This is a genomic window from Coleofasciculus sp. A1-SPW-01 (genome assembly GCF_040217205.1).
Classification (GTDB): Bacteria; Cyanobacteriota; Cyanobacteriia; order Cyanobacteriales; family Coleofasciculaceae; genus Coleofasciculus; species Coleofasciculus chthonoplastes_A.
Genome location: NZ_JAVJNP010000212.1, coordinates 77,109 through 91,855, shown reverse-complemented (window position 1 = coordinate 91,855; position 14,747 = coordinate 77,109). Strand labels below are relative to the sequence as shown.

10 protein-coding genes and 1 pseudogene are annotated in these 14,747 nt (G+C 45.0%); 5 read left to right on the top strand and 6 right to left on the bottom strand.

Annotated features, from left to right (window positions below):
- Positions 1–47: 47 nt before the first annotated feature.
- The 4 genes from RH949_RS30885 to RH949_RS30870 all read right to left on the bottom strand — a co-directional run bounded on the left by RH949_RS30885 (position 48) and on the right by RH949_RS30870 (position 6,632).
- Positions 48–1,520, bottom strand: a complete 1,473-nt coding sequence (locus tag RH949_RS30885) for a hypothetical protein (RefSeq protein ID WP_446358578.1) — start codon at positions 1,518–1,520, stop codon at positions 48–50.
- Between the two features lie 70 nt (positions 1,521–1,590).
- Positions 1,591–4,317 carry an eCIS core domain-containing protein gene (locus tag RH949_RS30880; RefSeq protein ID WP_446358576.1) on the bottom strand — a complete coding sequence of 909 codons (2,727 nt, stop codon included), beginning with the start codon at positions 4,315–4,317 and terminating at the stop codon, positions 1,591–1,593.
- A gap of 19 nt (positions 4,318–4,336) precedes the next feature.
- Positions 4,337–4,540: a glycine zipper family protein gene (locus RH949_RS30875; RefSeq protein ID WP_446358574.1), complete on the bottom strand. Its 204-nt coding sequence runs from the start codon at positions 4,538–4,540 to the stop codon at positions 4,337–4,339.
- A gap of 34 nt (positions 4,541–4,574) precedes the next feature.
- Complete coding sequence (locus tag RH949_RS30870) at positions 4,575–6,632, bottom strand: ATP-binding protein (protein ID WP_446358572.1); 2,058 nt, start codon at positions 6,630–6,632, stop codon at positions 4,575–4,577.
- A gap of 218 nt (positions 6,633–6,850) precedes the next feature.
- Here RH949_RS30870 and rppA point away from each other — a divergent pair, with 218 nt between their 5' ends.
- From rppA to RH949_RS30855, 3 genes are all read left to right on the top strand, one after another.
- Positions 6,851–7,534 (top strand): two-component system response regulator RppA, encoded by a 684-nt coding sequence (gene rppA, locus RH949_RS30865; RefSeq protein ID WP_006102173.1) that lies wholly within the window; start codon positions 6,851–6,853, stop codon positions 7,532–7,534.
- Between the two features lie 301 nt (positions 7,535–7,835).
- Positions 7,836–8,567 carry a PEP-CTERM sorting domain-containing protein gene (locus RH949_RS30860; RefSeq protein WP_446358570.1) on the top strand — a complete coding sequence of 244 codons (732 nt, stop codon included), beginning with the start codon at positions 7,836–7,838 and terminating at the stop codon, positions 8,565–8,567.
- Positions 8,568–8,630: 63 nt separating this feature from the next.
- Complete coding sequence (locus RH949_RS30855) at positions 8,631–9,608, top strand: Gfo/Idh/MocA family protein (RefSeq protein ID WP_006102134.1); 978 nt, start codon at positions 8,631–8,633, stop codon at positions 9,606–9,608.
- Positions 9,609–9,873: 265 nt separating this feature from the next.
- Here the strand turns inward: RH949_RS30855 and RH949_RS30850 are convergent, their stop codons facing one another.
- A complete protein-coding gene (locus RH949_RS30850; RefSeq protein ID WP_446358567.1) occupies positions 9,874–10,257 on the bottom strand; it encodes a hypothetical protein in 384 nt (127 codons plus the stop codon).
- Between the two features lie 176 nt (positions 10,258–10,433).
- Here RH949_RS30850 and RH949_RS30845 point away from each other — a divergent pair, with 176 nt between their 5' ends.
- On the top strand, positions 10,434–10,826 hold the full coding sequence (locus RH949_RS30845; protein WP_044208112.1) for a GNAT family N-acetyltransferase: 393 nt from the start codon (positions 10,434–10,436) through the stop codon (positions 10,824–10,826).
- A gap of 652 nt (positions 10,827–11,478) precedes the next feature.
- On the top strand, positions 11,479–13,338 hold the full coding sequence (locus tag RH949_RS30840; RefSeq protein ID WP_446358565.1) for a protein kinase domain-containing protein: 1,860 nt from the start codon (positions 11,479–11,481) through the stop codon (positions 13,336–13,338).
- Between the two features lie 86 nt (positions 13,339–13,424).
- Here RH949_RS30840 and RH949_RS30835 read toward each other — a convergent pair.
- A pseudogene (locus RH949_RS30835) lies at positions 13,425–14,192 on the bottom strand (hypothetical protein); the annotation flags it as partial.
- Positions 14,193–14,747 lie beyond the last annotated feature (555 nt).

Here is a 14,747-nt window from a genome sequence, read left to right as displayed (position 1 = left end):
AACCTATAGAATAATCCTATTCCCGTTTATCCCCTGTGGCAGTATCGTTACGGTTGGAGCCGGATAACTTTGAAGCCTTGAGGATCGCTCAATGGGATATACACATGACCGAGTGAATCAATTTCAAACATATTTGGCGAGCCGACTTGCGACTCTATTTGCAATAGTTCTTGATTAACTTTATTGAACAATGGAAAACCTTCAGGATCAGTTTCTGCCAAAGACTGAATTTTCGGCAATTGGTCTTCTGAAGAAAAAACAAACAAAGTTCCAGCTTGATGATCTGTTTCACCGCCATAGAAATAGAACCTTGATTTTTGATCAACACTGATCAATCGAGGTAAGTCCCCTTTAACTTGAAGCTGTTGTTCGGGTAATTGGAAGGTGAATTTTTTAATTTTATTTCCTGAACTGTCGTACTGTTCTACCTCCAGAATAACGGTATTCTCAACTCTATCTGCTCGACTGCATATAAAAATATGCTGATCCTCTGACCTGACAACGATTCCGTAAATAGATTGTTGCCACTCTAACTTACCTTGGTCTGATAAGCGTGCTATACCATTGTGAATACGCGGATAAATTTTACCCTCTGCATCAACACCCGCTAAGTCATGTAGATATTGAATTTCAGATTCTATAACTTCTCGGTTGCCATTACTTAAATTTTGCCTAATCAAAACATGTCTTTTCCTCGAAGCATCATCTAAAATACGACTATAATAGACTTCATGAGATGAAGTGATCGTCAATTTACTTGCCGATTCATTCCATTGATTAGCTGAAATTATATCTCCGGTATTAACATCAAAACTCGCCAACCCTTGTTTAGGATAACGAGTTGGTAAGTAAAGTGAATCTCGATCAGGAGCAATCAAATATTCCAGTTTACCTGCCAATTTGTAAAAATCTAAATCTCGATAATTTAGAATTTCTTTTTTACTCCATATTTCCTGAGATTGTGAATTAACTCGGCGCAGTCGATGAAATAGTTGGTGTTGGGTTGTCCCCAAAACTTCTAACAGATAAACTCCACCTTGGTGATCAGGATGGAAATCGAGAATCTGCCACCTTTCTATACTGTCCGCATTTAGATTAATATCAAATTCATCAGTCAAATTACCCTGATTATTGAAACGCATTAGTCTATATTTTCTTTCCGATGGAGCCGCCCCTTGAGGACTATCAAAAATCAGATATAAATTTTCATCCTGATCAAGACGTATCGGGTACACAGGTCTTATTTTTCGTTTGGATTGACCTGTAAACATTCCTGATAGCGAAACTTTTTCATAAGCTGTGTGAGGAATCGAGTGTTCCTGATTTCCCCAAGGAATTGAGATGATTAAATTTGGAATATATTTCAACTGCATAGATAATTCCTCATCACTATCAATTTTGGGCAGCATTTCTCCCTGTCTAATTTCCGGTATCTGACTGTTTGACTCTTTCTGACAATTTCCAGATAAGCCAAGCATTAGAAAAGCGAGACATATAAATGAGACTGGTTTTACCTTCATCACCTTATTTTGTCATGAAATAGGCTACAGTTAAAAACTTGCCTATAAAAAGCTAACTCTGAACTTACATTTACCAAGGAGGTGGGGCAAATTCTACTTTTTGTCCTGGCTGACTGACTTCTTCTAATGTCGTATCTTGTAGTACACCAATCTCGCTACCTGTCCACCCACCTACAGGCTGTCCTGGGTTGGGAAGTATCCATAAGCTAAGTACCTCATGCCTACCCCCCCCATCTGTTGTCCCTTTAGAAAGCACAACATGACCCAGTCCATCAATAAAAACGATATTTCCGGCTGGAATAGTACCCGTTCTCAGACCTGTGCCAGGATCATATAGAACTTCCGTGCGAGCTCCGGAATATAATCTGCTCTCTAAAACAGAATAATATGCGCCTATACTTGCCGCACTTTGTCCAGCCTTAGCTGCTGCATCATGAATATCAACCAGCCAACTCTTGTTAACTACACCTGCTTTATATGCCATAAAAAGTACCCCTTCCCAACAGTTCATGGTGTCGTTGGGAGGAGTTGGCTCAGGACCATTACCACGAATCCATCTGGCAAAATCATTCTGGTGTCCCCAAGCTGTAGTTTCGTTCACTTGATAGCCAGCACTCGGATCAGGTCCAGAACCCCCACGCCATTGCAACTCTCCCACCATATTTTCACCTGTCGCAATGATCCGAGCAGTTTTTATTCTCTCAATTAAGGCTGCATAAGTAGCCTGATCTGAGGTTGAAATATTGTTCAAAAGAGCTTGAGTTTGGCTTTGGGTCATGCTTTTGATGAACGTATCAAAATCTGCGTCAGTAACCCCTGCCAACAACGTGAGAATAATGGTGGTATATGATTCCCCACTCAACTCACTCGAAAGCCTCGATACCAGTGCCGCATCATTTAAAACTGCCTGCTTGTCTGTATCTGATGCCCCCTTGGTCAGAGTCTTAATCACCTCAGCATCGGCTCCCCAACCATCCATCGCCGCATTTAGTTTGTCTTTCAGAGGCGCATTGAGATTACCCAGAATCACTAGCATCTCGGCTCGACTCAATTCGCTGGAGAGTCGATTAACCAGTGCTGTGTCAGCTAAAACGGCTTTCTTCTCTGTATCTTTAGCACTGGCTGTCAGATCCTTAATCACCTGAGCATCACAACCCCAACCCTTCATTGCTGCATTCAGCTTTTGTTTAAGGGGAGCCTCCAGAGCATTGAGGGCTTGAATCATCTCACGGCGACTCAGTTTACTTTGGAGTTGACCCATCAGTTTAGAGTCAGTTAATATCTGCTTCTTCTCAGAGGCAGACGCTTTACCTAGCAACTGCAAAATCTGGGCTGAATCTGCACCCCAACCGCCCAATGCGTCTCTGAGTTCCTCAATGGTACTCTTAGACTTTTTTTTGTCTTTTTTTGCCGGATCATCATCGCGCTGGACAGTACCTGTCTGCTGGACAACATGGGTTAACTCATGAGCAAGCAACTCCTGTCCATCCTTACTTCCAGGGTTGTATTCGTCCTGTTTGAAGAAAACATCTTGTCCTGTTGTGAAAGCACGCGCCTGAATTGATCGGTTAAGCTGGTCTGATTGACTATCAGTGTGTACTTTTACCCCGCTGAAATCAGTACCAAATGCTTGTTCCATGGGTTCGCGGATATCCTCTGATAGGGATTGTCCCTGACCCCGTTTTTGTTGAATCGATTCTTCTAAGTTAACGGAGGAATTTGTACTCCCTGTTCCCGATTGGGATTTCCTCATTAACTTTAGGCTAATTTTTTTTTTCTCTTCCTCTTCAGGAGAAATACCTTGACGCTGGAAAGTACCCGATTCAAGTTTGGCACTAAGGGGAGTTTCCTCTTCCTCTTCTGGTGGTAGAGTTTCCCGTTGTAGTGTCCCCGATTCAAGTTTGGCACTAAGGGGAGTTTCCTCTTCCTCTTCTGGTGGTAAAGTTTCCCGTTGTAGTGTCCCTGATTCGAGTTTGGCACTAAGGGGAGTTTCCTCTTCCTCTTCTGGTGGTAGAGTTTCCCGTTGTAGTGTCCCTGATTCGAGTTTGGCGTTAACGGGAGTTTCTTCCTCCTCTTCTTCTGGTGGTAAAGCGTCCCGTTGTAGTGTCCCTGATTCGAGTTTGGCACTAAGGGGAGTTTCCTCTTCCTCTTCTTCTGGTGGTAAAGTTTCCCGTTGTAGTGTCCCTGATTCGAGTTTGGCGTTAACGGGAGTTTCTTCCTCCTCTTCTTCTGGTGGTAAAGCGTCCCGTTGTAGTGTCCCTGATTCGAGTTTGGCGTTAACGGGAGTTTCTTCCTCCTCTTCTTCTGGTAAGGCTTCTCGTTGTACTGTCTTACCCTGAACCGACGGCTGACTCTGAGGCGAATTAATCTGATTAACGACTTGAGACGCTACTTGATCCGCTTCCTGCTCATACTTATCATTCGGTTCTCCAATCGTCAGCTTTGCCTGAATCGGTGTGGCGTTACTCGAAGGTACGGTGGGAATATTAGCGGCATTATAGCCAAAGCTCTCTGCTTGTTTGAGTTGAGCTTGGAGATCTGGCATCTCTTGTTTTGGCGAGGATGCCTGCTTGGGAGTACCGAAAGGACGAGTTTGCAAGACATTGGTTGTTGGTAACTCGGCTCGTCTCGCCTGGATACCTTTACCGAAGGGGCGCGGTTGTAAAGGATTCCGTACTGGTAAAGAAGTCGATTCCCAGGATGTTTTTTTGTTAAGACGCCGTCGGCTACCCATGACCAGTCTTCCCAACTCAACTTGTGAATACTTAATATTATCCTGCACAAGTCCTTTATGCAATTCGCGATCGCTCAAATTGTTACGGAACTTTAGAAAATATAGTTCCGTTAGTGGTGAGGGAGGGCGGGTTTTGTTGTTCCGTTATTGGTGGATATCTGAATTTAGTCCCTAAACCCGCCCCTACAATTATGGCTAAACCCGCCCCTACAATTATGGCTAAACCCGCCCCTACAATTATGTCTAAACCCGCCCCTACATACAATTGGTAGACGTGCCATGGCACGTCTCTACATTAATTTTTACCATTCCTAAACCTCTTATTTAACCCATCCCCTGATTTCTACATCGGTTAAGGGTCGCTCTAGTTTGATATATTCACTCTTAGTGGCTTGTAAAATATGTTTCATCTGTACGGCTTCCCCAGCATCTGCCGCGATAAACGCCGCATTCATGGCAATGCTGCGAATATTACCCCCTGCTACATTCAGTTTTGCCAATTTCCGATAATCGAGTTTTTCGGTTGGTGTCTGTTTAGGAAAGATCCGTTTCCAAATTTCTTGGCGTTGCTCCGCGTTGGGGAAAGGAAATTGAGCAATAAAGCGAATCCGGCGCAGAAAGGCTTGGTCTAAGGCACTTTTGATATTGCTGGTTAAAATTGCCAATCCTCGATAGGATTCCATGCGCTGCAACAGATAACTGACCTCAATATTGGCATGGCGATCATGGGAGTCTTTGACTTCAGAACGCTTACCGAATAGGGCGTCGGCTTCATCGAAGAGAAGGATCGAGCCGCCTCCTTCTGCGGCATCAAAAACCCGGCGTAAGTTCTTTTCAGTTTCACCAATATATTTACTAATAACCGAACTGAGGTCAATCCGATAGACGTCTAATCGTAACTCTTTGCCGATCACCTCGGCTGCCATAGTTTTCCCGGTTCCACTGGCACCAGCAAATAAAGCGCTAATTCCCAGCCCCCGGCGACTTTTTCCGGCAAATCCCCAACTTTCATAGACCTTCATCCGGTGGCGCACATGGGTGACAATTTCTGATAAGACAGTGCGTTCTCTGTCCGGCAAAATTAAATCATCCCAAGTGGCGGCTGTGTCAATCCGTTGGGCTAATTCTTCCATGCGGGGACGGGCTTGAATACAGCAAACGTCCCACAATTTAGTGGTAAGGGGTGGGAGGGCAGATGGGTTGTAGCTTTCTTCGTCTATAGGTTGTTCATCTTCTTCTGGCGTCTCAATGTCCATTCCTTTGATGGTTAAGCAAGCGGTATGAATATTGGGGGCGCTGAGGTTAAATGTGGAGACTAATAAGTTGATTGCAGGCTCAAGTTTTGCGGCTTTATCGGCTAAAGCGTTTTGCCAAATTAAACGCTGCTCATCGCTGGTGGGATGATGGACATCAATGGTAATAATGGGACGCTGGCGTTGGCGGCGTCGATCGCGACTCGTGACAATCAGGGGTGTATTCAGGCTTTCGATGAAACGTGCGATCGCGCTTTCTCTGGCTGGATCATTGGTTTCGAGATGATCACAGTTGAGCATTAGAACCGTGCTACTTAATGCCCATTCCCGTTCATAGAGTATCTTAACGATATTCAGTTGACTGGTATTCGTGGGTAAAGATTCAGCAGAAAGGGCATGGAGATTAATCCCTAGATGATCGCATACGGCTCGCGCGATCGCCCGTTTACTGGTAACATCTTCTCCACATAGCTGCACTACCGGGAATGTCCCCTCGCCCACCTGTAACCAGGTTGTGGCAATTTGCTGTACGCTTTGCTGATGCGAGGATACCAAAATACTCGGTAAAGGCATCGGTTCCTCCATACTCGCCAAGCGCTCATCAATATATTGAACGCCGCGCAGGTAATGTAAAATCCGCTCATCAATCCGTAGCGAACTACTGGTTAACGTAAACCCTTCACCCACGTCAATCAACCGCCAACGGCGCAACGGTGCATCTGGCGTCAGCGCCCCCCAATGTCCATGGGGTAATATATTCAACGCTAGAGCAAATGTGGGATAATTCATTTGTTCATTACTCTGAGCGATGCCACAGAGTAACCCCCAAGAGGCGTCAAATTCCATCCCCGCACATAACAGCAGCAAATCTCGCTCAAATGAAGATAGCCCAAACATTTGGCAAAGCTGATCCAACAAGGGAGGCGGTGAAAGCGATGTGTCGGGTTGATGGTGTGAACCATTTCCATTGGGATAGAAGCCATTGGTTAAGGTAAGAGAGATACCTGTAGTGATTTGATCACTCTTGCGTTCCAAGGCTTGACGCACTCGCGCAATCTCTCCCATCAAATACTGCTGATTGGCTTCTAGCCAGCCTTCGGTTACATTGAGCCGGGATACAGACATGGGCATCGTTAAGCGCAGCAATATTCACCATGATATAGCGTGTGGCGGCAAAAGTTTTCGGTTGGGGAAGCTGGGGGAGCTGGGGAAGCTGGGGGAGCTGGGGGAGATGAGGAAGTCGTGAGTTAACTCAAAACTCTACCTTACACTGTTGCCTGTTGCCTGTTGCCTATTCCCTATTCCCTATTCCCTATTCCGTGACAAATGACAAATGACAAATAATGCGTATTCTGTTGGTTGATGATGAAGTTGAACTCACCGATCCTTTAAGCCGAGTCCTCAAACGGGAGGGATATGAGGTTGATGTCGCTTATGAGGGACAGTCGGGACGCCAGTTAGCGATGCAAAGCGACTATGACTTACTTATACTAGATTGGATGTTACCGCATCAGTCTGGGTTAGAGCTTTGCCAACAGTTGCGATCGCAAGGGAAAACGACGCCGGTTCTTTTCCTTACCGCTAAAGATACCCTGGATGATCGGGTGATGGGATTGGATGCAGGGGCGGATGATTATTTAGTTAAACCCTTTGAATTGCGAGAATTACTGGCTCGAGTTCGCGCCTTGCTGCGGCGTTCGGCGGCGACGGAAACCAATGCGCCTGTTCGGTTGCGCGTTGCTTCTTTAGAACTGGATGTAGAAAATCAGCTCGCCTATCGTAATGGACGATTAATTGAACTCTCGGAAAAAGAAACCCAGCTTCTGGACTATTTTATGCGTCATTCGGGTCAACTGTTGACTCATGGGGAAATTTATCAGCAGTTGTGGCAGGATGAAGAACAACCTAGTAGTAATGTCTTAGCGGCTTTAGTGCGCTTGTTACGCCGCAAAATAGAGGCTCCTGGTGAAGCCCCATTGATTCACACGGTATACGGGAAGGGATATCGTTTGGGCGAGGGGAGTTAAGTTGAATGGTATTGACTGGTATGTTGGTGGGCAATGCCCAACAGCCTCTATTGGGTTGATTCTGGGATATTCAGCTAACATCTGTCTAGCTAATTGAGAATAACTATAGACAATGCTCCAGTTTTTCCTTATTGGCTGGCATGAAAATGCGACCCTACTTAAAAAATATTGACAATTTTTGTTGACTTAACATAACTATGGATTTTGCGCTAGGATTTGGATCTTACTTCATCAACACTTCACATAAATTCTCTCAAGAGAGAATTATACTGTTAAGTAAGCACATATACCGGGTGTAACTATGAATAGCATCTACTCAAAATTTTCGTTCCGAACGGCTGGAGTTGCTTTAGGCGTTGGTTTAGCCACTGTGGGTCTGTCTCTCGTTTCGGGTGTTGCCAGTGCCGCTACAGTCACGAGTCTACCTGACTTTACCGATGACCAGTTCGATGGGTTAATCAATAGTGGGGAATTTACCGAAGTATTCGTGGCTGAAGGGCGAATTGGTAATAACAGTTTGAACCAGGCTGAACGTGAGTTGGGGATTAATGATAAAGCTGGGACTCCTGTGCAATCCGCTCAGTTTGTCTGGGGGAATGGTACAGTCTATGATTTCACACTGGAGTATACTGGCTCAACAGTCAACTATAACGTTGGTGGAACAATCCTAAGTAGCACAGCGTTTACCGAACCAATTGATACGATATATATTCGTACCAAAGAAACAGCCAACAGCAATGTACGGCTTAATCTTGATAGTTTGAATACCTTTTCGGCTCCAAGTGATAACGATAGTGACGATGTAGACTATGTGTTGATTGAAGATATCTCAGCACCGTTTACACTGACGGGTACAGTCAGCTTCGATTGGACTGGAGATCAACCGACTCGCTCTAACTTGGCGTATCAAATCAAAGTAGGCACTAGCGAACCTGTTCCTGAACCCTTGACTATCCTCGGTTCAGGTGTCGCGCTCGGATTTGGTGCTTTGTTGAAAAAAGAGTCTTCCAGAAAGCAAAATAAGGTAAAGTAACCAGGAAGCTATTTTTTTCTAGTCGCTAAATAGGGGGATTTTGAAGCGAGGACTCATTCAAAAATGATGGATCAACTGCCCATTCGGGCTGGTATCGTCGGGACTGGATATGCTGCCAACCAGCGGGCGCAAACCTTACAGGCGGATGCGCGATCGCAGCTTGTGGTTGTCAGTGGGCATACCCCGGAAACTGTGCAAGACTTTGTACAACGTCACCAAACCAGTGCCGTGGAGTCTTGGCAACAAGTGGTGGCACATCCGGATGTGGATTTAGTCTTTGTTTGTACGATTAATCGTGATCATGGTGCGATTGTTAGGGCGGCTTTAACCGCAGGGAAGCATGTTGTTGTCGAATATCCCATTTCCCTTGATCCGACAGAAGCCGAATCCCTAATTGCCCTTGCTCAAGCTCAAGGCAAACTCCTACATGTGGAACATATTGAGCTATTAGGCGGCTTACATCAAGCCTTACAGCAATCATTACCAGAGATTGGCACTCCTTTTTATGCCCGATATGTCACAATTGTGCCTAAGCATCCATCGCCGCAGCGTTGGACATACCATCGGGACTTATTTGGCTTTCCCTTTAAAGCCGCATTACCCCACATCCATCGATTTACTAATTTATTTGGTAACGTCGCAACCGTTAGCTGTAATACTCAGTTTTGGCAGCACTCAAACTATTATAGTGCCTGTCTATGTACGGCTCAATTACAGTTTGCCAAAGGTTTAATTGCCCACGTCACCTATGGTAAAGGAGACGTATTTTGGCAGAGGTTGCGGACGTTTGAAGTCCACGGCGATCGCGGGACACTGGTATTTGAGGGCGATCAAGGTAAATTAATCCGGGGAGAGGAAGAACATCCTATCACTGTAGCAGGGCGTCGCGGTTTATTTGTTCAAGATACGCAAATGGTATTGGATCATCTAATGGATGGAAAGTCTCTGTATGTGTCGAGTGAAGCCAGTTTATATGCGCTTCAGGTTGGAGAAGCTGCTTGCCAATCAGCCCAAACCAATCAAATGATTGTGTTGAAATAGGTGCTTATGGGGTTAGTGACAATAGCGCTAGATAATCACTCTGCACTGTCTCAGCCCAAACTCTGCCACTCTGTCAGGGCGGGTTTTGAATAAACTTGATCATCAATAGCAAAATGAAAGCCTTTGTCAGGGCGGGTTTTGAATAAACTTGATCATCAATAGCAAAATGAAAGCCTTTGTCAGGGCGGGTTTTGAATAAACTTGATCATCAATAGCAAAATGAAAGCCCTAAACCCGCCCCTACTTTCGGAAAAACATATAACCATTAATCAAGTTCAACTTGTACTTCCACGCGATCAAGACCGCTGCTCAAATTCTCGTGTCTGCGGAAATTGATTGGACTGATCGGTGGAGATAAGGGTTCGTTAACTGAGATTTCCACATCGTCTATTAACTGAAAGTCAGTACCAGCTTGGTTGTTAAAATTAATCTGGCTACCACCTGTTCCTCTCCATGCCAGGGCTGGATCATCTAAAAAGAACTGGTCAAAATCATCGCCGAGATTTCTCTGTTCAATGCCCATTAGGGATTCACCAGAGAGGGTAACGTCGTCGGCTTTGGTCGTGACTGGTGATTGAGCCGAGACAGGGTTCGCTAAGCCGAACATGGCGGCTAGGATTCCTATGGCTGTAAGATTTTTATATCGCATTGGCGTTCTCTCCCATGAGAGTTTGTTACATTTTTATTATTTTTGATTGAAGTCTGGTTTACCTCTATCAGAGGAAACGATAATTGACAAAGAGGTATCTTCAAGAAGATAGATTTTTCTTCAGCTAACTAAGGTTACATCTGCCGACGCACTAACCGGACTTTGACAATAGGGTGGTGTATAAGTTGAATGGACGAGAGGATGAGTTAACCGTGAATCTATCGGTACGAGTCTTTCCCAGAACTTTTGGATATCAAGGGGAAATGAGGTATGAGTTTACTCAGGCAGATGACTTAGTCGGAGTGGTATCTGTCTGTGAGGATGAAACCTCCTATTTTATTCATTTCTTAAACGTCATGCCTGGTAATCGTGGCAAAGGGTATGGTTCTAAAATCCTGAAGATGCTTTGTCAAATGTTGCATGATAAACCAATTACTCTAGAACTGGACAAGGGTAGTCCTTTTGGCATAGAAAATTTACGCGCCTGGTACAGCAGACATGGTTTTGTATCAACGACTGAGGATTTGATGATACGCCAGCCGCCAGGTAGCCGGAAACAGGAAGCATGATTTCGGAGATGGGGTGAGGGGGAGATGGGGGAGATGGGGGAGATGGGGGAGATGGGGGAGATGGGGGAGATGGGGGAGATGGGGGAGCTAGTGCAGCGGGCATAAAAATACTTGAGCAGCTTCGTAGATACGATGAAGCAGGGGGAGCAGAGGGAGCAGGGGAAGCGGGGGGAGATATTAGCTGTTCAGTTATTTCTGCCTTCTTGCACTAGGGGAGAAAAAACCCATACAAAATAGCGAGCGAGACGCTCGCACTACTTTTCCTTCCTGGTTTATTTCCTTTAACCTACTTAAACTGAAGTTCCCCCAACCAAAAAATCAAAACTGCCTCACCGTGCGGCTTTGCGCGATTTTTAAGTCGTCGTACATGGGTACAATTTTTGAGGGGATTGAGCGCTAAAACCACCACGGAATAAGGATTTAGCCTGGGTGTAGTACATCTGCACTGGGGTAACTTCAGATTAAAGCTTAATGTCAAGAATTGCGAAATTATTGTCGTAGTGTGAGCATCTTGCTCACTACCTATACCCAATTTCAATGCGTGACTTAATGCGTGATTTAAGGGAGCTGGGGAAGCTGAGGGAGCTGGGGAAGCTGGGGAGGCTGAATGCAAGCCACAATAGGATAAATTCCTGACTCCCAAAATTCGCGAATGAGTTACTGCCTTAACCTAACTTGTCCCAAACCCGACAACCCTGATCATGCCAGATTTTGCTCCACTTGTGGGTCAAAATTACTTTTAGGCGATCGCTACCGGGCGATGGAGTTGATTAGTCAGGGGGGTATTGGTCGTACCTTTCGGGCAATTGACGAATCGGAGTCGGGATTATCCACTTGTATTATCAAGCAGTTTTCACCCACCAATCAAGGTACAACCAATATCGAGAAAGCGGCAGCATCCTTTCGTCAAGAAGCCGCCCGATTACAAACTCTAGGCGAACATCCCCAGATTCCCCGACTGCTGGCTTATTTTGAACCTAATCCGCAAAGGGGAACGACGGGGGCGATCGTGCAATGCTTAGTAGAAGGAGAGAGTTTAGCTCAACAATTAGTGCAAGAAGGAGCATTTAATGAAACCCAGATCCGCCATATCTTGGCACAACTGTTGCCTGTATTACAGTATATTCATTCTCATCAGGTTATTCACCGAGATATTAATCCAGCCAATATTATTTGTTCTGCCAGTACAGGAATCGAGACAGACGCCGATACTCTGGTTCTCGTTGATTTTAGTGCCGCAAAATTGACCACAAAAACAGCATTAGCCAGAACCGGAACCGTGATTGGTTCTGCGGCTTATGCCGCCCCGGAACAACTGATGGGCAAAGCGGTAACAAGTAGTGATTTGTATAGTTTAGGGGTGACTTGTATTCATTTACTAACCAGCATTCATCCCTTTGACTTGTTTAACAGTTTAGAAGGAATGTGGGTGTGGCAAGACTACCTAGTTGAACCGATTAGCGATCGCCTCACGCAAACCTTGAATAAAATGCTGGAGGGGGCGGTAAAACTGCGCTATCAGTCAGCCGCCCAGATTCTCCAGGATTTGCATCTCACCCAGACGTTAGCCCAATCATTGTCAGTCGCTTCCCCAAATCCATCAGTTAAACCAAACACGCTAACACCGACGTGGCAATGTGTACGGACGTTGCGGGGTCATTCGAGTTCGATTCATGCGATCGCCTTTCATCCAGACGGACAGATTCTGGCGAGTGGGGGTGCGGATCGTAGCGTTAAACTCTGGCATCTGGAGAGTGGTATACCCAGTTGTACATTTTCTGGGCATTCTAGTTTAATTGATACCATTGCTTTTAGTCCAGATGGACAGTTTTTAGTCAGTGGGAGTTGGGATCACACGATTAAAGTTTGGGAATTAACGACCCAAACATTAAAGCATACCCTGAAGCAACATTCAGGTTGGATTAAGTCAGTTGCTTTTAGTCCAGATGGACAGCTTCTCGCCAGTTGCAGTGCTGATAAAACAATTAACATTTGGAATTTAAACCTACAAGATATACAGAAAACTCTTGATGGTCATTCCAGCATGATTCATACGATTGCCATTAGTCCAGATGGACAGATTCTGGCAAGTGGTAGTGCAGATCGCACGATCAAATTGTGGAATTTAGCCACAGGTGAAATTCAACTAACCCTACATGGGCATACCGATGCCGTCAATTCACTTGCCTTTAGTCCTAGTGGTCAACTTTTAATCAGTGGTAGTGCGGATGCGATGATTCAAGTCTGGAACTTGAGGACAGGTGATATTTTATTGACGCTGACTGAACATACAGATGCGGTTCATTCTGTTGCCATCAGCGCCAAAGGTCGCCTATTAATCAGTGGTAGTGCTGATGGAACGGTTAGACTTTGGCATCCGGGTCGTGGAAAACTGATCCAGACCTTATCGGATCATTCCGCTGGTGTTATGTCTGTGGCAATTAGTCCAGATAGTTCAACCTTGGCGAGTGCGGCTCAAGATAAAACGATTAAACTTTGGCAATTTATTTAAGTAGGGAACAATTTTCCCTCAACCGGGGGTCAAAATCTCACCTCTTCCATCCGTCGCGCCATGGTGATGATGTTATTCAGATGCCCTTATTCCTGCATCCCAGAATACAAAAGTCGGGCAAATAAACGAGCACCATCATCACGCTTCAACTCGTCATAAGTGGGAGGTTCCCGGTGACAAAGATCCTTTAGATCCTGAAGCAGTTCCGGATGGAATTGACAGGTAAATGAACGGCGGATCAACTTACTCTCGAAATCTTTGTAGTTAATACAGGTTGCTGAACATTCTGTCACGACTTCCGTTTCGTCAGCCGTTGAACAAAGAATTTCCACCGCAAAGGGAAGCTGCATTAACCAGGATAAGGGACTCCCGGCTAAAATATGCCGATGGGAAATAATCGCATCATGTAGCAGGCGATATGCCCAGTTTGCAAATAGAATCGCTTCCTCGTTCACTTCATCGGAGTGGAACATGGAAATATTTAATTCATGTTCATACTCAATCGATGTATCGATTACCCCTTCAAATTCATCAGCCGTCACCTCATGGGCGATAATTACGTCTTCGGGAATGTTAGACGTGTCGCTATCCGGAGATTCATAATGCAACAATTGACGATCGCCCACTTCTTTCTTTTCATTGGGACCGACAGCAAATTCTGGATCATCCCAGTTTTTGGCAACCAGGTGTCCATTTTTCTTCTTCACCTGTAACGTAGTTCCCACCTGTTGAATCTGCTGGCAGACTTTTTTCAAAGATTTTAGGGCTTTACCATTGCGATCGCGTGCCAGATACTCTAGGCTGGATACCTCATCCACTGCTCGTTTAATTAACCGAACGTGAGATTGTGCTGCCTGGATACATCAGGCAAGGGATCTTCTGAATGCCGATCTGCTAAAAACCGACCCAACAAAATATGAACGGATTCAAAATCAGATCCCCCTTCACATAAGTAACCGGGGCTGAGTCTCCAATCAGTTGTTGTTAATATTTGAGGCTTAACAGACGATGAGTTTGACATCTATATTTGACTCCTTAACACGTTTTTTGATCTAAGTAAGTCGGTGGAAATAAACCGAACTATGTTAAGTTCTGTGAATGTTCCTCAAACCCTTACTGTTCCCTAATCTCAACCGTTAACTTTAATTGTCCTCACCTACTTAGTAGTCCACTCATCAACGAGTGACCCTGGTATTTGGCTATAGATAGCGTTTTAAAATGATATGCAAGAACTCCTAAACACAATTCAACAAGAAGGCTTTCAAACCTTTTGCGTTTACAAATGATTTGGAAACGCTGTATACTTTGGTAAGTTGATTGTCTAGCGGTAAACTTGTAAAGTTGCAATCAAGATTTTCTGTTTTTAGCATATTCGTTATTGAAAGTCAATTCCCACCCTTGACCTTCAA